The 18,451-nt window shown below is 68.0% G+C and carries 18 protein-coding genes; 10 read left to right on the forward strand and 8 right to left on the reverse strand.

Features of this window, described 5'->3' with window-relative positions; all coding sequences use genetic code 11:
- Window positions 1–2: 2 nt before the first annotated feature.
- Genes AOP75_RS08105 through AOP75_RS08120 form a run of 4 tightly spaced genes read right to left on the reverse strand, consistent with a single transcriptional unit; the run spans window position 3 to window position 4,206 of the window.
- Entirely contained in the window at window positions 3–1,085 is a 1,083-nt protein-coding gene (locus AOP75_RS08105) for an AAA family ATPase (protein ID WP_083966854.1), read from the reverse strand.
- A gap of 47 nt (window positions 1,086–1,132) precedes the next feature.
- Window positions 1,133–2,398 carry a DUF4350 domain-containing protein gene (locus tag AOP75_RS08110; protein ID WP_062078081.1) on the reverse strand — a complete coding sequence of 422 codons (1,266 nt, stop codon included), beginning with the start codon at window positions 2,396–2,398 and terminating at the stop codon, window positions 1,133–1,135.
- Window positions 2,395–3,021: a DUF4129 domain-containing protein gene (locus AOP75_RS08115; RefSeq protein WP_062078084.1), complete on the reverse strand. Its 627-nt coding sequence runs from the start codon at window positions 3,019–3,021 to the stop codon at window positions 2,395–2,397. Before AOP75_RS08115 ends, AOP75_RS08110 begins: the two co-directional genes overlap by 4 nt.
- 3 nt (window positions 3,022–3,024) lie before the next feature.
- Window positions 3,025–4,206 (reverse strand): DUF8558 domain-containing protein, encoded by a 1,182-nt coding sequence (locus AOP75_RS08120; protein ID WP_152650001.1) that lies wholly within the window; start codon window positions 4,204–4,206, stop codon window positions 3,025–3,027.
- A gap of 102 nt (window positions 4,207–4,308) precedes the next feature.
- Between AOP75_RS08120 and mtrA the strand changes: the two genes are divergently transcribed.
- The 6 genes from mtrA (at window position 4,309) to secA (ending at window position 12,974) form a co-directional block, all read left to right on the forward strand.
- Window positions 4,309–4,992 (forward strand): MtrAB system response regulator MtrA, encoded by a 684-nt coding sequence (mtrA, locus tag AOP75_RS08125; protein ID WP_062078088.1) that lies wholly within the window; start codon window positions 4,309–4,311, stop codon window positions 4,990–4,992.
- Window positions 4,989–6,662: an MtrAB system histidine kinase MtrB gene (mtrB, locus tag AOP75_RS08130; protein ID WP_062078090.1), complete on the forward strand. Its 1,674-nt coding sequence runs from the start codon at window positions 4,989–4,991 to the stop codon at window positions 6,660–6,662. Before mtrA ends, mtrB begins: the two co-directional genes overlap by 4 nt.
- A complete protein-coding gene (locus tag AOP75_RS08135; protein WP_062078092.1) occupies window positions 6,659–8,374 on the forward strand; it encodes an LpqB family beta-propeller domain-containing protein in 1,716 nt (571 codons plus the stop codon). The genes mtrB and AOP75_RS08135 overlap by 4 nt, the downstream gene beginning before the upstream one ends.
- 95 nt (window positions 8,375–8,469) lie before the next feature.
- The gene (locus tag AOP75_RS08140) at window positions 8,470–9,141 is read left to right on the forward strand and encodes a ComF family protein (RefSeq protein ID WP_062078094.1); all 672 of its coding nucleotides are present in this window, start codon (window positions 8,470–8,472) and stop codon (window positions 9,139–9,141) included.
- Window positions 9,142–9,315: 174 nt separating this feature from the next.
- The gene (gene hpf / locus AOP75_RS08145; RefSeq protein ID WP_062078096.1) at window positions 9,316–9,975 is read left to right on the forward strand and encodes a ribosome hibernation-promoting factor, HPF/YfiA family; all 660 of its coding nucleotides are present in this window, start codon (window positions 9,316–9,318) and stop codon (window positions 9,973–9,975) included.
- A 194-nt stretch (window positions 9,976–10,169) separates the two neighbouring features.
- The gene (gene secA / locus AOP75_RS08150) at window positions 10,170–12,974 is read left to right on the forward strand and encodes a preprotein translocase subunit SecA (RefSeq protein WP_083966788.1); all 2,805 of its coding nucleotides are present in this window, start codon (window positions 10,170–10,172) and stop codon (window positions 12,972–12,974) included.
- A gap of 60 nt (window positions 12,975–13,034) precedes the next feature.
- Here the strand turns inward: secA and AOP75_RS12720 are convergent, their stop codons facing one another.
- Together AOP75_RS12720 and AOP75_RS08160 are read right to left on the reverse strand one after the other, a co-directional pair.
- Window positions 13,035–13,421 carry an Rv3235 family protein gene (locus AOP75_RS12720; RefSeq protein WP_162488573.1) on the reverse strand — a complete coding sequence of 129 codons (387 nt, stop codon included), beginning with the start codon at window positions 13,419–13,421 and terminating at the stop codon, window positions 13,035–13,037.
- Window positions 13,418–14,206 (reverse strand): LysM peptidoglycan-binding domain-containing protein, encoded by a 789-nt coding sequence (locus AOP75_RS08160; protein WP_062078100.1) that lies wholly within the window; start codon window positions 14,204–14,206, stop codon window positions 13,418–13,420. Before AOP75_RS08160 ends, AOP75_RS12720 begins: the two co-directional genes overlap by 4 nt.
- Before the next feature lie 132 nt (window positions 14,207–14,338).
- On the opposite strand from AOP75_RS08160, the gene AOP75_RS08165 reads away from it, so the two are divergent.
- Window positions 14,339–14,851, forward strand: a complete 513-nt coding sequence (locus tag AOP75_RS08165) for a hypothetical protein (protein ID WP_062078102.1) — start codon at window positions 14,339–14,341, stop codon at window positions 14,849–14,851.
- Between the two features lie 17 nt (window positions 14,852–14,868).
- On the opposite strand, the gene AOP75_RS08170 is transcribed toward AOP75_RS08165, so the two are convergent.
- Complete coding sequence (locus AOP75_RS08170) at window positions 14,869–15,075, reverse strand: helix-turn-helix domain-containing protein (protein WP_062078104.1); 207 nt, start codon at window positions 15,073–15,075, stop codon at window positions 14,869–14,871.
- A gap of 110 nt (window positions 15,076–15,185) precedes the next feature.
- On the opposite strand from AOP75_RS08170, the gene AOP75_RS08175 reads away from it, so the two are divergent.
- Genes AOP75_RS08175 through AOP75_RS08185 form a run of 3 tightly spaced genes read left to right on the forward strand, consistent with a single transcriptional unit; the run spans window position 15,186 to window position 17,506 of the window.
- On the forward strand, window positions 15,186–15,806 hold the full coding sequence (locus AOP75_RS08175; RefSeq protein ID WP_062078106.1) for a hypothetical protein: 621 nt from the start codon (window positions 15,186–15,188) through the stop codon (window positions 15,804–15,806).
- A gap of 1 nt (window position 15,807) precedes the next feature.
- Window positions 15,808–17,055, forward strand: coding sequence for a CpaE/TadZ family protein (locus AOP75_RS08180; protein WP_236683095.1), 1,248 nt, complete (start codon window positions 15,808–15,810; stop codon window positions 17,053–17,055).
- Between the two features lie 4 nt (window positions 17,056–17,059).
- The gene (locus AOP75_RS08185; RefSeq protein WP_062078108.1) at window positions 17,060–17,506 is read left to right on the forward strand and encodes a DUF6912 family protein; all 447 of its coding nucleotides are present in this window, start codon (window positions 17,060–17,062) and stop codon (window positions 17,504–17,506) included.
- A gap of 77 nt (window positions 17,507–17,583) precedes the next feature.
- Here the strand turns inward: AOP75_RS08185 and AOP75_RS08190 are convergent, their stop codons facing one another.
- The gene (locus AOP75_RS08190) at window positions 17,584–18,381 is read right to left on the reverse strand and encodes an inositol monophosphatase family protein (RefSeq protein ID WP_062078110.1); all 798 of its coding nucleotides are present in this window, start codon (window positions 18,379–18,381) and stop codon (window positions 17,584–17,586) included.
- Between the last annotated feature and the right edge of the window lie 70 nt (window positions 18,382–18,451).

Raw genomic sequence — 18,451 nt, forward strand, 5'->3', positions numbered from 1 at the left:
CGCTAGCGCGGGACCGGGACGGCGGCCAGCACGGTGCCTAGAACCGTCTCAGCGGTCACACCCTCGAGCTCGGCCTCCGCACGCAGCTGCATGCGGTGCCCCAGTGTCCACGGAGCAAGGGCCTTGACGTCGTCGGGCGTCACGAAAGTCCCGCCGCGCATCCAGGCCCATGCGCGGGCCGTCTTCATGAGCGCGGTCGCACCGCGAGGAGAAACGCCGACGGCGACGGAGGCGGCCTCGCGCGTGGCTCGGCAGACGTCCACGATGTACCCCGCGACCTCATCGGACAACGTGACCTCACGCATCGCCTCGCGCGCCGACTCAAGGTCGGCCACCGAGGCAGCGGCATTGACGCCGGCGGCGGCGAGGTCGCGCGGGTCAAAGCCGCCCGCGTGGCGGCGCACAATGTCGATCTCGGCGTCCCGCTCGGGCAGGCCCACCGGGAGCTTGAGCAAAAAGCGGTCGAGCTGCGCCTCGGGCAACGGGTACGTGCCGGAGTACTCGATCGGGTTTTGCGTGGCGATCACCAGGAACGGGTCGGGCAGTGTGCGTGGCTCGCCGTCGACGGTCACCTGACGCTCCTCCATGGCCTCCAGAAGTGCCGACTGAGTCTTGGGCGGCGTGCGGTTGATCTCATCCGCGAGCATCAGGTTCGTGAAGATCGGTCCTTCGCGGAAGGAGAACGCTGCAGTGCGGGCGTCGTAGATCAGTGATCCGGTGACGTCTCCCGGCATGAGGTCTGGAGTGAACTGGACACGCGAGAAGTCGACGTCGAGCGTGCGGCTCAGGGTGCGCACCAACAAGGTCTTGGCGACGCCGGGGACGCCCTCGAGGAGAACGTGTCCGCGGCACAGCAGCGCGATGATCAGGCCGGTGACGACCTGGTCCTGGCCCACGACCGCGCGACCGACCTCGGTGCGCACGTTGCCGAGTGCCTGGCGAGCATCGGCGCCGGGGGCGGCGATCGGGGGCGTGGCAGCCGCGGGAGTCGCCGACGCGGGGGTTGCAGACGCCTGGATTGGCGCGGTACCAGAGGCGGGTGCCGCTGGCGCAGCCTCGGTGGGTGCGGCGCCGGACGCGGGCATGGAGCTCGAGTGGGCCGCGGAGTGGTCGGTGGGCTCGGAGGGGGTGGTCACGGTCGGTGAACCTCTCTTTCCAGGGAATCGAGCTCGGCGATGAGGGCCATCATGTCAGGGGACGAGGTGGGCAGGGGGCCGGCGAGGAGGGAGGCAACGTTCTGCCTGGACCGACCTGTGGCTCGGTGGGTGGCGTCAATGATGGCGTCCGGTCCGGCAGACCTGGGAATACCGAGGCGACGGCCGATGCGCACTGCTGCCTGGGCGCGCAGTGCGGCGCCCGCGTGCGCGGTGTCGCCCGATGAGCGGTACAGGCGAGCCCGCCCGCGTACAGCCTCCGCTCCGGGGACGACGACGGGTAGCGGCTCTGGCACCAAGCGGCCAAAGCGCCGGCCCCGCCAAACCCCGGCCATGACGACCGTCAGGGCAAGCATGAACAGGGCGGGCCCCACCCACGACGGGAGCACTCCGGCGGTGACGTTCGGGTCCTCCGGCGGAACTGGGCTGTCGACGTCGCTAAAGGGTGGGACCGAGCCGTCGGCGCCGTCGGCGGCGTACCAGACCAGTGTGGGGTGATGGCCAAGCGCCCGCAGCGTCAGGGCCGCATGCCCGTACTGATCCAGGTAGTCGTTCATGGCGAGCTGGTCGGAGGCGAGCACACGCACGGTGCGCCCATCCACCTCCGTCACGAGGTACGCGCTTGCGCCGTCAGCGGTCGTGAAGCACACCTCGACATCTGGCCCTGAGGCTCCGGAAACGGCGCTCCCTTGCACCTCGACGGTGCCGGCAGCCATGGCATCCGGGTCGTTGCAGGCAGCATCCGCCTGGCTCGCTTCAACGTACGTGTCGATCTCATTGGTGCCGAGCTCCGCCAGCTGCGCGACGGCGCGAGATGCGCCGAGAAAAACAATGTCCCCTGGGTAGTCCATGATCGCCTCGACCTGATACCGCTCCAGGGCATCCGGATTGGCGATGGCGAGCGTCGTGGACGACGGGTCCTCGACGTGCGCGGCGCCGAGCGCGTTGATGTGGTCGATGCTCACGCCCTGGTCGTCCAGAATCTGCGCCGCGGCCTTGGCCCCGTTGCCGCGGTCGTTACCGGGCGACAAGCGCGTCTCATCCTCGGGCTGGGATCCCCACACCATGAGCGCCACGACCACCACGAAGAGCACCGCTGCGATCGCGACCAGGGGGTGTTGCCGTAGCGATCGCGCGAATCCCTTGCCTTGTGCCGTGCGCGCGTAGTCACCACCTGGCGTTGCGGGGGTGTCTCGAGTGGTCGTCTCCTCCTGGGTGGAGGCGGGTGCAGGAGTGGTCGTCATGGGGCGGCCACCTCAACGCGGTGAGCGGATCGCACCGCGCCTGCCGCCGCGAGCGCGCGCTCCCACGCGGCCCGAGTGAGGCCACCCGTGCCGTACCGCGCCGTCTCGAAGTCGTGCGCGACGGGCACAATCGCGCCGCCGCCGTCGAGCACTGCGGCGAGGTCGGCCGCTGCCTCGTTGGCTGTCACGCCGGGGGACAACTCGATCACGCCGCGTTCGTGGGCGCCGCGCACCGTCGACCGGAACATCTCCATGACGGCCAGGTCCCAATTCTCGGCGGCGCCCGCGTCATGCGCGGCGGCGGCCATCTGCGCGGACGAGCGTGAATCGTCGGGGTTAAGTGCGGCGCCAGCGGCGCCGACTGGGCTGCGGCGCATCGGCCCCACGATGAGCCACACCACGAGCGTGACGAGCGCCACCACGGCGAGGATCCCGATAACGACCAGCCAGTTGGGGAGGCCCATGCCGAGCCCGTCGGCCGAACTCAAAAGGTCCTCGATCCACCGCATCACGGATTCGATCCACGACTCTGGGGTCTCGCCGTACTCAGGCTTGGACAGCTCGTCTTCGGCCCAGCGGCGCGCTTCATCAGCGTCCGGGTCGACGATCGCCCCCCACAGCATCGACTACCTACCTTGGGCGGCGCGGGCCTCTGCGGCACGCGCCAGGTCGATGTCGAAGCCCTCGTGTCGCATCCGCAGGTCCACGTAGATCAACGTGTACACCGAACCCATGTAGGCGTATGTCACGACGATGGTCACGACGTACAAGAAGCCGAAGATGAGGGCGAAGACGATTCCGGCGATCAGCGCCGCCTCGGGCGCCAGGAAACTGCCCATCACCGCTACAAGCTGGGCGGCATATTGCACCACGGACGTCGCGAGACCGATCAGCAGGGAGGTGACAAAGACGATCAAGACCGACCACCACAGCCGGCCCTTGATCAACGGTGGGATGCGCTTCACGGCCGCGGCGAACGAGACGTTCTCCAACACGATCACGGCGCGAGCGAGGCCTTGAAACATGGTCACGGCAAAGAAGACGGGAACCAGCGCCAGGCACAAAATGATCCCGACGATCACGCCAGTCACGCCGAGTCCCGGCTCTCCGGTCGCGAGCAAGAAGAACGGCGCGATCGCGATGGCGACCGCAACAATCATCGTGAGCGTCGCGACAAAGAACAGCCCGATCAGCGAACCGAGGCGTCGCCGCACCAACGGCCACGCTTTCGCGATCGTGAGTCGCTCGCCGAGAACCGCCCGGGCCACGCCAGGCGCGATGAAACCCGTCGACAGCACATCAGCCGCGAGGAACGAGACAAACGTCAGGATGAGCAAGACCACGGGGAGGACGCCTGACGGCGAGGCGGAGTCGATCACGCCATACATCGCGAGCGACGGGTCGCGGAACATCGCGAAGACGGTGCCGACCATCAGGATGACGGACGCGAGCGCGCACAGGAACGGCACACCCAACACGGTTGCGCGCGCGAAGCGCATCGCCTTGAACGGTGCCGCGAGGAAGTCGCCGAATGTCAAGGGTCGCAGTGGGATGATTCCCGGCTGCCACGACCGGTAGGTGGGCTGCGATGGGCTCGGGGCTCCACCGGAGTATCCAGGCGGCGCCGTGCCGGAGGGCTGATAGGACGGCGCAGGACCGGCCGTGCCGGGGGCAGGCGGTACGCCGGGCGCCGCCCACGCGCTCGGGGGTGTGGGCGTGTGCCCTGGTGTAGCGCCCACATGAGGCTGGGACGACGGCTGAGACGGGTCTACCCCCGCGGCCGGATCGTGCTGATTGCCCTCGGTCACATCCCCCTCCTTCACGTCGTCGCGCCCCCATCCTGCCATGCGCCGCCCACATCGCGACTGCGCGTCCCCAATGTGCCGCGCCGAGCATGGCAAGATGACTGTATGACGGCACGCATCCTGGTGGTCGATGACGATCCTGCAGTGGCGGAGATGACGGGAATCGTCCTCCGTGGCGACGGCTTTGATCCCGTGTTCTGTGACCACGGCGACAAAGCGGTGCAGGTATTCCGCGAGACCAACCCCGAGGTCATCTTGCTTGACCTGATGTTGCCCGGCCGCTCTGGCATCGACATTTGCCGCGAGATCCGGGCTGAGTCTGGCGTCCCCATCATCATGCTCACCGCCAAGTCGGACACGGTGGACGTGGTCCTCGGGCTCGAGTCGGGCGCGGACGACTACATTCCTAAGCCGTTCAAGCCGCGCGAACTCATTGCACGGGTACGCGCCCGGCTGCGCCGCAACGACAGTTCTGCTCCTGCAGTCGTGCGCATCGGTGACCTCGAGATCGATGTCACGGGACACCGCGTGACGCGTGACGGGTCTGTCATCCCGCTCACGCCTCTTGAGTTCGACGTCCTCGTCACCCTCGCGCGCGCCCCAGGTCAGGTGTTCACCCGTGAGGTCCTGCTTGAGGATGTCTGGGGCTACCGGCACGCGGCTGACACGCGCTTGGTGAATGTCCACATTCAGAGGTTGCGGGCCAAGATCGAGAAGGACCCCGAGCACCCTGAGATCATTCAGACGGTGCGCGGAGTCGGATACAAAGCCGGCGCGCACCAATCGTGACTGCGCCCACGTCATCCGTGGGCGGTGCGGTCCTCGCGCCGCTGCGGGTGGCGGCTCGGCGCTGGTCGCGGTCACTGTCGCTGCGCATCGTGTCGTCGACGCTCATTGTGGGAATCGGCACGGTGATCGCGCTCGGTGCCTACGTCACGGATGAGATTCGAGACGGACTCGTCGAGGACCGTGTCGAGCGCGTGCTGTCCGAAAGCGCGAGGGATGCCACCATCGCGCAAGAGCGCGCGGACACCACGACGGCAGCCAACCCCGCGGAGATGCAGCAGTTTGTGCTGCAACTGATCACGGAGCTGCGCTCGCTGGGAGGCGGCGACCGAGGCCTCGTCATGCAACGTAGCCCCGACAACACCTCCTCCGTGCCGCTGACGGTGGGAGAGTCGACCACAGGCCTGCGTGAAGCGATCTCGGATGAGATGCGTGCCGCCGTTGAAGGTGACATGACCCAGCCGTGGCAGTTCGTCGAACTCCCCGACAGCGACATCCCCGGCATCGTCGTCGGCAGCGGACTAGATCTGGGCGTCGCCGGCCCCTACGAGATGTACTTCGTGTACTCCATGGCAGACGAGCAAGACACGCTGGCGCTTATTCAACGAGTGCTGGCGCTCGGCGCCGTGGTGCTGGTGGGGCTCGTCGTCGCCATGACGTGGTTCGTGACAGCGCAGGCAGTGCGCCCAGTCCGTCGCGCGTCTCGCGTCGCCTCGCGCCTGGCTGAGGGTCGTTTGAGTGAGCGCATGACGGTGCGCGGCCACGACGAGATGGCGACTCTCGCGCAGACCTTCAATGACATGGCTGAGTCGCTCCAGCGTCAAATCACCCGCATGGAGCGCATGTCGCGACTGCAGCGCCGCTTTGTGTCCGACGTGTCGCACGAGCTCCGCACTCCGCTGACCACGATTCGCATGGCATCCGACGTGCTGTACGACGCCCGCGCGGACTTCCCGCCGGCGGTGGCGCGTTCTTCCGAACTGCTGAGCACGCAGCTGGATCGGTTCGAGGCGTTGCTGGCGGACTTGTTGGAGATCTCCCGCATCGATGCCGGGTCCGCTCAACTCGAGTTCGAGTCCATGGACGTAGCCGACGTGGTGCGCGACGAGGTCGAGGCCATGCTTCCGGTGGCCTCGGACATGGGAGTGCCGATCCGCCTGCGCGTGGCGCCGGGCGGCCACACCGCGTCGATCGACCGTCCCCGCGTGGGGCGCATCGTCCGCAACTTGCTTTCCAACGCGGTCGAGCACGCGCAGGACACTCACGTGGATGTCTCCGTGCGGTCCGACCGGCGCTCGACGGCAGTGGTGGTGCGCGACTACGGCGTGGGGCTCACCCCCCAGCAGGTCGACCGGGTCTTCGACCGCTTTTGGCGTGCCGACTCCGCTCGCGCAAGAACCATGGGCGGCACCGGCCTTGGCTTGTCGATTGCGCATGAGGACGCCGACCTCCACGGCGGCGAATTGTCTGTGTGGGGCTCTCCTGGGCAGGGTGCGAGCTTCCGGCTGTTGTTGCCACGTACGCACGAGGGGGTGGGCCAGAACCAGCCGCTCCCGCTGGTGATGCGCCAGGGGGCATTCGAGGAGGTGGGTCCGCTGGTGGTGTTCCCTGGTGTGGCGCACGACCCCGATGAGTCCCGCGTGGAGCCCTATTCCGAGGAGGAGACCTCATGAGGAAGACATGGGCTGCGTTGGCGTGCGTGAGCGCGCTGACACTGGGCGCGTGCGCCTCGATTCCCACCGAGGGTCCCGTGACGGAGGGCAACGGTGAAGTCTCGCCGATCGACCCCTTTGAGCCGATCGTGCAGGGCCCCGCGCCCGAGGATGACCCCGCAGCGATCGTCACGGGGTTCCTGACGGCCTCCGCCGGCGGAATCACGACTGACTTCTCCACCGCCAGAGAGTTCTTGACGGACGAGGCCGCGGCGACCTGGGATCCAGGGGCGACTGTCACGGTCTACGACTCGGGTGCGGTGGCGCCCGAGTGGGACCCGGACGCGGGCACCGTGTCGTACCAGGTGCCGCTCGGGTCAACCGTGGATGACTCGGGTCGCCGGGTGGATTCGACTGCTGGCGAAGTCGCGCAACTGGAGTTCCAGTTCGTCCAGGAAGACGGCCAGTGGCGCATTTCCGAGCTCGCCGATGGCGTCGTGATTTCGCGTGCGAACTTCGAGAGTTTCTTCCGTCCGGTGCCGCTGACGTTTGCCACGCCAGACCTCTCCACGGCGGCCTCTGAACTGCGGTGGCTGCCGGACAACAACGTCGCGACCGCCGCCGCGCGCGAGCTCATCGAGGGCCCCTCGGCATGGCTCGCGGACGCCGTGGTCACAGGGTTCCCGGCCACGGCCGCATTGGCGGTGGAGTCCGTCGTGGTCACAGACGGCGTCGCGACCGTCGACCTCACAGCGCAATCGGCTGGCACGCTCACGGAACGTGCGCTCGCGGATGAGCAGTTGAGTTTGACGCTGAAGTCGTTGCCTGACGTCACTGACGTGGACGTCCAGATTGGCGGCCTGCCCATATCCGATGAGGTCGACGTGACGCTTGACCCGCCCCCTGTGCCGGACGCGTATGCCGCGATCATCGTCGACCGACGTTTGGGCCTATGGAATGGGGCCGATGTCCGGGTCACCCCGGGCTCCCTGGGACTTCTGCCGGAGACGGCCAGAGATCTTGCTCGCTCATATGACGGCGCGGACGTCGCGTTCGCGGCGGCCGACGGCATCCGAACAACGGGCGCGCTCTCGGGCGGCTGGGACGCCCTCGTGGACCCCGCCGTGGCCGAGGACTCGGGAGAGCTGGTGCAGTCGGAGGTTGCGCTCACGATGGACGACCCGATCGACCCCAGTTACGACCGCTTTGGTTATCTGTGGGGCGCGTCCGCTTCCGGCGGACCATTGCAGGTTGCCGTCGACAACGGTGAGATCGTCGAACTGGGCGACGAGTGGCTGTCAGCGCGCGCGATCAACGCGATCGCTGTCTCCCGCTCGGGAACCATGATCGCCGTGCAGTCTCGCTCGGGTGGGCAGCCCATTCTCGAGGTCGCCGCCATTGTCCGTGATGACTCCGGTGTTCCCATTTCCCTGGGCGAGCCCTTGCCCGTGGGGCCAGGCGTGGGCGTGGGAGTCGACATTGCCTGGGTGGACGCGCTCTCGTTCGCGGTGCTGGGTGAGCCAGTGGACGGGACCGCCTCGCCGCTGTGGACCGTGGGAGTGGGGGGAGCGACCACCACTCTGGCGACGCTGCGCGAGGCGACCGGTGTCTCCGCGCGTTCGGGCGTCAGTTCGCTCGTGGTGACGGGGGCCGACGGGACGGTGGAGGAGCGCTCGGGCACCTCGTGGTCCGTGGCGCTTGAGGGCGTCGCTGACCTCGCGTACGCGGGCTAAACCCCCGTCCCCAGGCGACGTCACCTGCGCTGCGCGTCCACGCATCTGCCCTCTCCGGTGGTGGTTCCTACGGTTGCCGTGAAGACCATGGCTCCATGGAAGCGATCGCACGGCCACGCGGCCGACTCCGCCAGGCCGTCGTGGACGTCGCGCGCTGCGTGGCCCCGGTGGAATGCGCCGGCTGCGGCATGCCGGACGTGCCACTGTGCCAGGACTGCGCGTCCGCGTGGTGGGAGCCGCCGTTGCGTTGCGAGGAGGGAGCCCCGCGCCTCATGGTGGGGGACGAGGCGCTCCTGCCTGTGTGGGCCATCGCACCGCTGACGGGGGAGGTTCACGAGGTCATCGCCGCATGGAAAGACGCGGGCAGGCGCGACCTGGACCGCGTCATGCAGGCGGGGATGGAGCGCCTCGCTGGGGCCGTCGCGCCCGCGGCTGACCTGGTTGTGCCGGTGCCCTCGCGCCCTGGCGCCTCACGCCGCCGCGGTGCCGACCTCACCTGGGCACTGGCACGAGGTGCCGCGCGTGCGCTGCCAGGTGCCAGGCCGATGCGCGGGCTCAGGCTCGGTGCTGGAGAGTCGAGGGGCGCGTCGGCGCGGCAACGGTGGAGGGCCGCCCAAGGTGCCATCGGTGTGCGCGGCGAACTGAAAGGTCGAGTCCTGTTGGTGGATGACGTGGTGACCACCGGGGCGACGCTGGCGGCGTGTTCCTTGGCCCTCAGCGAACACCATGCGGAGGTCGTGGGGGCGCTCGTGTTGGCATGTGCCTAAGGTCCTCGCACCGGACGCCAGAGCGGGCTAGGCTGGCGTCAGACGGCACAGCAGGTGCCGCACCTTCGAGCAGGGGAGGTGATGCCCACAGGCGCGGAAGGCGCCGAAGCGATATCACCCCGAGCCGCGCGGCGGGAGGCCGCCGGCCGTCAAGCACTGCGAAGGAGCTGCACCATGGACATCGCCATCGTCGGACGCCACACCAAGGTCACCGAGGACATGCGCACCACCATCTTCGAGAAGATGGAGAAGGTTGAGGAAGTGGCGCCCCGCGTCACCCGGGCCGAGGTGCACGTGGTCCATGAACGCAATCCCCACCTGAGTGGGAACCGTGAACGCGTCGAGATCACCTTGCATGGGCCCCGTGGAATCTTGCGCGCAGAGGCGGACGCCGACGACCGCCTTGTTGCCCTCGATCGTGCACAGGCGCGCATTCTCGAACAGTTGCGCAAGCGCCGGGAGCGCCACGCCAAGCGCCACAACCACAAGCCCTCGCTTCATGAAGTTGTTGCCGCGGATCTGGCAAGCGTTGAGTCTGCCCCCTCGGCGCCTGACCCCGACCCCATTGAGTCGGTCCAAGAGTGGGAGGGAGCGCCGGAGGGCGCCACCCGCGAGGTGGCCATCGACGACACTCCGATCGTGATTCGCTCCAAGACTCACACAGGGTCGCCCATGAGCGTGTCTGAGGCCATTGACCAGATGGAACTCGTGGGTCACGACTTCTACTTGTTCCACGACGCGGAGTCCAACCTCCCCTCCGCCGTGTACCGCCGCCGTGGATGGACCTACGGCGTCATCCACCTCGAGACGAACTCCGCAGAGGTCACCGTCTGACCTGCTCACGTGGCGCCGCATGACTCGCGGTGCTCCGTGAACCCGGGCCCGCGTTCGCCACCTGTCAGGTCGCGAACGCGGGCTTCGGTCTGTGCGGCGCCACGGTTGCGCCCTCAGCGAGACGCGAACCACCGCCCGCGAGTCACGCCCTACGATGGGATGCGGATCCGACCTGAGACTTGAGGAGTCACGACGTGTCTGTCATCGATCGCATCGTCCGGATGGGCGAGGGACGCACCCTCCGCCGCCTCGAAAAGGTGGTCACGCTCACGAACGCTCTCGAGAGCGCGTACGAGGAGCTGTCCGACGACGAGTTGCGCGGGCTGACCGCCGAGTTCAAGGAGCGCGTCGAGCAGGGCGAACCGCTTGACTCTCTGATGCCCGAGGCCTTCGCGGCCGTTCGCGAGGCATCGCGGCGCACCCTCGGCATGCGTCACTTCGACGTCCAGATCATGGGCGGCGCTGCCCTTCACCGGGGTGACATTGCGGAGATGAAGACCGGTGAAGGAAAGACCCTTGTGGCGACCTTGCCGGCGTACCTCAACGCTCTTGATGGCAACGGCGTGCACATCGTGACCGTGAACGACTACCTCGCCTCCTACCAGTCCGACCTGATGGGCCGCGTGTTCCGGTTCTTGGGGATGGAGACTGGCTGCATCTTGTCCGGAATGCCGGCTGAAGACCGCCGCAAGCAGTACGCCGCTGACATCACCTACGGCACCAACAATGAGTTTGGCTTTGACCACCTGCGCGACAACATGGCTCTCGACCCAAGCCAGTTGGTGCACCGCGGCTACCACTTCGCGATCGTGGATGAGGTGGACTCGATCCTGATCGATGAGGCTCGTACCCCGCTCATCATCTCCGGCCCCTCGAGCGCCGACCATGGCCGCTGGTACACCGAGTTCGCGCGCCTTGCCCGGGAGCTCGTCGTCGACGAGGACTACGAAGTCGAGGAGAAGAAGCGCACCGTCGGCATGCTCGAGCCCGGCATCGAGAAGGTGGAGAAGGCGCTCGGCATCGAGAACCTCTACGAACCCGCCAACACCCCGCTGATTGGGTTCCTGAACAACGCCGTCAAGGCAAAGGAACTGTTCAAGCGCGACCGCGACTATGTGGTGCAGGACGGCGACGTCGACATCGTGGACGAGCACACCGGCCGCCTGCTGAAGGGCCGTCGCTACTCCGAGGGTCTGCACCAGGCCATCGAGGCCAAGGAAGGCGTGCAGATCAAGGCGGAGAACCAGACCTACGCCTCGATCACCTTGCAGAACTACTTCCGTCAGTACACCAAGTTGTCCGGCATGACCGGTACCGCGCAGACGGAAGCGGCTGAGCTGCACTCGACCTACGGCATGGGTGTCATCCCCATCCCGACCAACAAGGCGATGGTGCGCCAGGACAAGGCCGACCTCCTGTACAAGACGGAGCAGGCCAAGTTTGACGCGGTGATCGATGACATCCTCGAGCGCAATGCCAAGGGCCAGCCGGTCCTCGTGGGCACCGTGTCGGTTGAGAAGTCAGAGCGCCTGTCGAAGGAACTGCGCAAGCGCGGCATTCAGCACTCCGTCCTGAACGCCAAGCAGCACGCGAAGGAAGCGGAAGTGGTCGCTGAGGCTGGTCGCAAGGGGGCCGTAACCGTCGCGACGAACATGGCCGGCCGCGGCACCGACATCATGCTCGGCGGCAACCCCGAGTTCCGCGCCGTCCAGGAGATGGCCGCGCGCGGCCTCGACCCCAACGACAACCCCGAGGAGTACGAGCGGGTGTGGGACGAGGTCCTGCAGCAGGCGAAGGACGACGTCGGGACCGAGCACGACGAGGTTCTCGAGGCCGGCGGCCTCTACGTATTGGGCACTGAGCGCCACGAGTCACGCCGCATCGACAACCAGCTCCGGGGCCGTTCCGGCCGCCAGGGCGACCCGGGCGAGTCGCGCTTCTACCTCTCGCTCCAAGACGATCTGATGCGAATGTTCCAGTCCGGTCTGGCTGCGAACATGATGAACTCGTCGGCGATCCCCGACGACATGCCGATCGAGTCGAAGGTGTTGACCCGCGGCGTGCGCAGTGCGCAGGCGCAGCTCGAGGGACGTAACGCGGAGATCCGCAAGAACATCCTGAAGTACGACGACGTGATGAGCTCGCAGCGCACCGTCATCTATGCCGAGCGCCGTCGCGTGCTCGACGGCGAGGACTTTGGCGACCAGATCCCCGTGTTCATCGAGGACGTGATCGGCGCCTACGTTCGCTCGACCACGACCGTAGGCAACCCGGACGAGTGGGACCTCGAGGCGCTGTGGAAGGACCTGCGCACGATTTACCCCACATCCGTTTCCGCCGAGGAACTGATCGAGGAAGCTGGCGGCATCGACCAGCTCACGCCGGGCTTCATGGAGCGCGAACTCATCGCTGATGCCAAAGTTCAGTACCAGGCGGTCGAAGAGCGTCTGGGTGAGGAGATCGCGCGCAAGGCGGAGCGTCAGGTCGTGCTTCAGGTCCTGGACGCCAAGTGGCGCGAGCACCTGTACGAGATGGACTATCTCAAGGAGGGCATTGGCCTGCGCTCGATGGGTCAGCGCGATCCCCTCACCGAGTATCAGCGCGAGGGTTACCAACTCTTCCAGGCCATGCTGGACGGCGTGAAGGAGCAGGCACTGCAGGTGCTGTACCGCGTGGAAAAGCGCGAACCGGCGCAGCCCGGCCCCCAGGTCAACGCGGCATCGGCCGCCCAGACGGCGGCCGGCGCACAGGCTCAGCAGCAGCGGCGCTCGGTTTCCACGGCGACCGGCACCCCAGGCGCCATGATGCAGTCGTCGATGGGTGCCCTGACCTACTCCGGCCCGTCGGAGGACGGGTCTGCGACGGTCAAGAAGCCTGACGGCGCCGCGGCCAAGCCCGAGGGCGACGGGGCCACCTTCCCAGGGACGGCGAAGAATGCGCCGTGCCCGTGCGGATCCGGCAAAAAGTACAAGATGTGCCACGGTAAGAACGAAGACTGATCTCACACGCGAACGCCCGCCATCCCCACAAGGGGTGGCGGGCGTTCGCGCGTGGTGGGGCTAAATGAGGTCCAGCAACGTGGTGATCCACCGCCCGTGCGCGACTTCCATGCGCATCGCGACTGCGCGGGTCCGCGCAGGGGTGGCAACGACGATTGCCACCTCGGACGTGAAGGCGTCAATGCGGTCCACCCGTGAGCGCAAGACTCGCACCTGGCCTCCCGTTTGACCGGCACGCTTGGCCAGCGAGCGCTGGCGCTCCAGCTTCTTGCGCAGTTCCGGCTCGAGCCATCGGTGAACGGGGGTCAGATCGGGGCCTCCCAGGATGGCTTCGACGACCGCCTTCGCGACGGTGCAGGCCAAGGGCGCGGGGTTGCCCAGCTGCTTCCCAGAGTGGCGCACCGCCGGTGCGGTCAGGCTGACGCCGGTGAGTGCGGCGGCGCTCATGCGGTCCACCCCTTCGGAATCTCGAGCACCATGCCAGGGTGAATCATGTCGGGGTCCTCTCCGATGAGGCCTTTGTTCTGGTCGTACAACTCGGGCCAGTGCGTGGCCACGTCGGTGGGGGTGGCACCGTCGCCAAGGGCGTCGGCGGTCAGCGTCCAGAGGCTGTCGCCGGGCGTGACCGTGAGTCCAGTCGCGGCACCGCCCTGGGCATCACCTCCGGCGGTGTCGTTGGCGCCGTCTGAGGAGACCGCGCTGCTGGCCTCCGGAGCGGAGGTCACTGCTGGAGGCGCGGACGTCGCCTGCTCGTGGCTCGCGACTTCGGATGGTCGCGGGATGTGCGGGCGTTCGCGTGGAGCAGGTGGAGCGTGATCGACGCTCGCGGTCGGCTGGGCTAGCCAGCCTGCCTGATCGGGGGCCTCGTCGACGGTGGCGAAGCCGGGAGCCGCGACGCCTGCGCTGAGCCCAACTCCGAGTGCCGCGCTGACCACCCGGCGCCACGCTTGGGGCGTCACCTTCGCCACCGCGGCGCGCAGCCGCTCCGAGCCGGTGCTCGCGGCGATCGCGAGGGCCGCCACTGTGAGATAGGTGCCGATCGCGGCACAGACGGCGCAGGCTGCGAGCACCACGAGATCCGCCATGGCGAGGGGTCTTCCGGCGACGTCCGCCCAGAGTGCTCTGCCCGCGGCTGCCGCGAAGACGACGGCGGCGGGAGCGCCCGCCAGTGTCAGGACTGCTCCTGTGCGCCCCAGGCCGGGGCGCGGGTAACCCGTGGTGGGGGGCGCCATTGACGAAGTGCTTCGCTGCGACATGTGGTCATTCTTTCTTGTTTAATGTCGTTTGATGTCTTTAGGTATATCCCGCATGGTCATGGGTGTCCACCGGTAGGCAAGATCTGTGGACAGCGCTAGCGTGTCGGCATGCGATGGGAGCAGCTCTTTGCCGACCTCGAGGCGCAGGCGCGCGCGAGCGAGGAGGCGCAATGGCGCGGTGATGTCGCCGATCGCACGCGGTCCGAACGCGCGTCGATCGCGTGGGGCGAGCGCTTATTGGCGTCCGTGGGTCGCGCCGTGACGGTGACCTGCACCGACGGCGAGCGCGTGTCCGGCACGGTGATCGAGGCAGGCTCCCTGTGGTGCCTGCTTGAGGACGGCGCTGGCCGGTCCGTCGTGATCCCTGCGCCCGCGGTCGTCGCTATTTCTGGGCTTGCGCCGAGCGCCGCGCAGGCACGTGTGGTCGACTCGCGGCTGACGTTCGCAACCCTGGTGCGCGGCATCTCTCGCGACCGGTCGCGCGTGGCACTTGCGCTTGGTTCCGGTGATGTCCAGGGCGTGATCGCGGTGGTGGGAGCGGACTATTGCGATGTCCGCACCGACGTGGGCGAGACGCTCACGATTCCTCTCGCCAGGATTGTGCGCTGCACTGCGGTGTGAGCGGCGCGCCGGTGGGACTAAGCGTCCTCGGTGGCCTTGGCCTTGGCGGCGTCGTACTGACGCTGGATGTAGGCCTCGAGTTCTGACGCCTCGACGCGCCAGATTCCGCGCCCGCCTACCTGGATGGCGGGCAGGTCGCCGGAACGTACCAATGAGTACGCCTGCTGTGAGGAGATGTTGAGGACTTCCTGGACATCTTCCAACTTCAAGAACCGTGCTGCCATGACCGTCATTGTTGCACGCGCCCCGGCCGCCGCGGCCTTATCCACAGGGTCTTGTCGCCGGACGTCTGCCCGGGCATGCTGGGCTCACTGAAGGCGATTAAGGGGGGCATATGCCAAGCGACTCGCCCGTTGCGGGGCGGCTCAAGCGGCCGTCGTGGACCGATCCGCGCCTGCTCATCGGGATTGCACTGATCGCGTTGTCGCTGGTCGCAGTCGCGATGACGGTGCGGGCAGCGGATTCGACCGTGGCGCACTACTCGGCGCGGGACACGCTCACTCCCGGGTCCACATTGACCGAGCAAGACGTGGTCGTTTCTGCGGTCAAGGTTCCCGACGGCGAGTACTTGGAGACCTCCGCCGAGCCGCGCTGGGGTGCGGTCGTCACACGGACGGTCGGCGCTGGTGAACTCGTTCCAGTCGACGCGCTGACCGATGCGGACGACGCAGGGGTGCGGCCCATTGCGGTCACGACCTCGCTGCCTTTGGCCGAAGGGCTGCAGGCCGGGTCCGTTGTCGACGTGTGGCTCACCACCGAGGACGACGCGGGCGCCCGTTCGACGGTGCTGATCGGCGAGGGGCTCACCGTCACGGCGGTAGAGCGGGCCGACGGCGCCTTTGCTAGTGGCGGCGATACCGTGCACGTGGGCGTCGACACGGCTGGGGTGGCTGCTTTCCTCGACGCGGTGGCCTCGGGAGGCGCGCTCGCCGTCGTCGGGCCGGGGAGCAACTAGCGTGGCGACCACCGGTGTGGTGGTGGCAGTTCGCCACCGTGCTGAGGCGGAGCTGACCGCCGCAATCGACGCTCACCCGGCTTTGGCCGTTGCTCGGCGATGCGCCGATCTCGCGGAGGCAGTCGCGGCCGTGCAGGCGGGCGCCGGTGCGGTCATGGTGGTGTCTGACCAGCCACGCCTCACGCGGGACGTCCTCGCTGACCTTGCACGCTCCGGGGTTGCCCTCGTGGGCGTCGCCGCGACCGACGACGAGGGTCAACACTTGCGGACCCTCGGCATCCATGACGTGTGGGCCGCGCCGAGCGCGCCTGCCTTGGCGCAGCACCTCGCATCGCTCGCCGACCAAGCGACCCCTGGCGTGGTCGAGCGCGTGACGAAGCACGCTCATGCGGGCCAAGGGCAGGCCGGCCATGTGTACGCCGTGTGGGGCCCGGCGGGCGCACCCGGTCGCACCACCGTAGCGGTGGGGCTGGCGGCCGAGTTCGCCGCACGTGGCTACCGGACGTGTGTCGTGGACGCGGACACCTATGGCGGCGCGGTAGCTCAGGCGACCGGAATGCTAGACGAGGCACCGGGCCTCGCGGGCGTGGCGCGAGCCGCGAGCACAGGGCGGGTCGACGGTGACGTGCTCGCTCGCCATGCCGTGCGGCTGAATTCGCGGCTGAGCGTCCTGAGTGGCATTAGCCGGCCCAGTCGTTGGCCCGAGCTGCCGGCGCCCGCGCTGGACGCCGTGTGGGATGCCCTGCGTGACTGGGCGGACATCACCGTCATTGACACGGGATTCAGCCTCGAGCATGACGAGGACTTGACCTACGACACCCGGGCGCCACAGCGCAATGGCGCGACGCTCAGTGCACTGACGGCCGCCGACACCGTGGTCGCGGTGGGGAGCGCGGAACCGCTGGGGGTTCAGCGGCTCATCCATGCCTGGGAGTCCCTCACGGCGCTCGCGCCCCAACCTGTGGTGGCGATGAATCGCGTGCGTGCGGAGGTCGCGGGGCCCCAGCCCACCCAGGCTCTCGCCGACGCCTTGACCCGCTACGCGGGCGTGGACGAGGCATGGATGCTGCCGTGGGATCCGCGCAGCGCAGACGCCGCCACGTTGGCGGGCCAGACGCTGCGAGAACGCGCACCTCGCGGCAAGTTGACGAAGGCAATGGGTGCGCTCGCGGGCGGGGTGCTTGGCGCGGCAATGGTGGGCGCCCCCGCGCGCATATCCGACGTTGCTGTGCCAGCGCTGGGACAATAACTGCATGCGCGTATACATCCCGGCCTCGTTCGACGACCTCGACGCGTGCCTGCGCGGAGACTTCACCGCCGAGCGCGCCTACGCCGTGACCCCACGGCTGCTCGAGATTTCATCGCTCGAGGACGAGGAAGAACTTGCCGAGCAGGTGCGTGACGAGGCGGCGTACGCTTCCATTCTTGCGGTGGGGTCGCCCGCGCGCGTGGTCATCGTCGCCGACCAGGTGCGGGCGGATGTGCGGGAGATTGCCGGGGACCATCCCGCAGCCGTGTCGATCGGCGGCCGCGTCGCCACCGAGGACATCGTGTGCGCCTTCGTCGACGAGGTGGATGCGGTAGACGACGCGGCGGCTGCCGTCGCTGGCGACGACGACGCCGCTGAAGTCCTCGCCGAGCGTGACCTGCTGTGGTGGGACGTCAGCGAGTTTCCTGCTATCCCACGCCCAGCCGCGTAGCCTGTCCCGCTCGACAAGCGCGCAGTGGTGCCCGTGTTGCACAGCCCGTCGAGCATCGGCCCGCGCCCGCGCCCGGCCTAGTGCCGAGCGTGAAGCGCGCCCAGGATCGTCTCGTGCAGGAGCCCGTTCGTCGCGAGGGCATCTCCGCCGTAGGGGCCCGGCTCGCCTGCGAGCGACGTGAACGTGCCGCCCGCCTCAGTCACAATCGGCACAAGGGCTGCCATGTCGTGGAGCGCTAGTTCCGGCTCGCAGGCCGCGTCCACGGCGCCCTCCGCGACCATCATGTAGCTCCAAAAGTCACCGAAGGCGCGGGTGCGCCACACCGTGAGGGCGAGGTCAAGGAACGCTGGCAACATGCCGCGCTCCTGCCATCCCGTGAGTGAGGAGTACGACAACGACGTGTGGGCGAGCGAGTCAACGCCGGAGACCGACAGGCGCGTCGCGTCCGCGGGTGACGAGCCACGCCAGGCTCCGTCACCGAGCGCAGCAAACCAGCGCCGTTGTAGGGCGGGCGCGCTGACCACGCCGACCACGGGCTGGCCGTCGACGACAAGCGCGATCAGGGTGGCCCACGCGGGCACCTCCCGAATGTAGTTCTTGGTGCCGTCAATGGGGTCGACAATCCACTGGCGTGTAGCGTCTCCCACGGCGCCAAACTCCTCGCCCAGGATCGCGTCCTGGGGGCGCTCGTTGGCGAGCATGTCGCGCACGAGTTGCTCGGCGGCGCGGTCGACCGCCGTCACCGGGGTGTCGTCGGCCTTGGTCTCGACCGTCAGAGACTCAGACGCGAAGTTTGCGAGGGTGAGGCGGTCGGCCGCGTCCGCGATGCGAAGGGCGAGCGCGAGGTCGTCTGCGTAAGCGCCGGTGGGGGTCATGTCTCGAGGATAGTCCCGAGCGCGAACCGCTCATGCGGCGGTGCGGCGGGCCGATGCCGGGCCCCCTGGC

The sequence above is a fragment of the Demequina globuliformis genome, from assembly GCF_000975155.1.
Lineage (GTDB): Bacteria > Actinomycetota > Actinomycetes > Actinomycetales > Demequinaceae > Demequina > Demequina globuliformis.

Excerpts from the sequence above, each read along its gene's own strand:
- AOP75_RS08105 (WP_083966854.1), bottom strand. The coding sequence starts at position 1,085 with ATGCCCGCGTCCGGCGCCGCACCCACCGAGGCTGCGCCAGCGGCACCC.
- AOP75_RS08110 (WP_062078081.1), bottom strand. The coding sequence starts at position 2,398 with ATGACGACCACTCCTGCACCCGCCTCCACCCAGGAGGAGACGACCACT.
- AOP75_RS08115 (WP_062078084.1), bottom strand. The coding sequence starts at position 3,021 with ATGCTGTGGGGGGCGATCGTCGACCCGGACGCTGATGAAGCGCGCCGC.
- mtrA (WP_062078088.1), top strand. The coding sequence starts at position 4,309 with ATGACGGCACGCATCCTGGTGGTCGATGACGATCCTGCAGTGGCGGAG.
- AOP75_RS08135 (WP_062078092.1), top strand. The coding sequence starts at position 6,659 with ATGAGGAAGACATGGGCTGCGTTGGCGTGCGTGAGCGCGCTGACACTG.
- AOP75_RS08140 (WP_062078094.1), top strand. The coding sequence starts at position 8,470 with ATGGAAGCGATCGCACGGCCACGCGGCCGACTCCGCCAGGCCGTCGTG.
- hpf (WP_062078096.1), top strand. The coding sequence starts at position 9,316 with ATGGACATCGCCATCGTCGGACGCCACACCAAGGTCACCGAGGACATG.
- AOP75_RS12720 (WP_162488573.1), bottom strand. The coding sequence starts at position 13,421 with ATGAGCGCCGCCGCACTCACCGGCGTCAGCCTGACCGCACCGGCGGTG.
- AOP75_RS08160 (WP_062078100.1), bottom strand. The coding sequence starts at position 14,206 with ATGGCGCCCCCCACCACGGGTTACCCGCGCCCCGGCCTGGGGCGCACA.
- AOP75_RS08165 (WP_062078102.1), top strand. The coding sequence starts at position 14,339 with ATGCGATGGGAGCAGCTCTTTGCCGACCTCGAGGCGCAGGCGCGCGCG.
- AOP75_RS08170 (WP_062078104.1), bottom strand. The coding sequence starts at position 15,075 with ATGGCAGCACGGTTCTTGAAGTTGGAAGATGTCCAGGAAGTCCTCAAC.
- AOP75_RS08175 (WP_062078106.1), top strand. The coding sequence starts at position 15,186 with ATGCCAAGCGACTCGCCCGTTGCGGGGCGGCTCAAGCGGCCGTCGTGG.
- AOP75_RS08185 (WP_062078108.1), top strand. The coding sequence starts at position 17,060 with ATGCGCGTATACATCCCGGCCTCGTTCGACGACCTCGACGCGTGCCTG.
- AOP75_RS08190 (WP_062078110.1), bottom strand. The coding sequence starts at position 18,381 with ATGACCCCCACCGGCGCTTACGCAGACGACCTCGCGCTCGCCCTTCGC.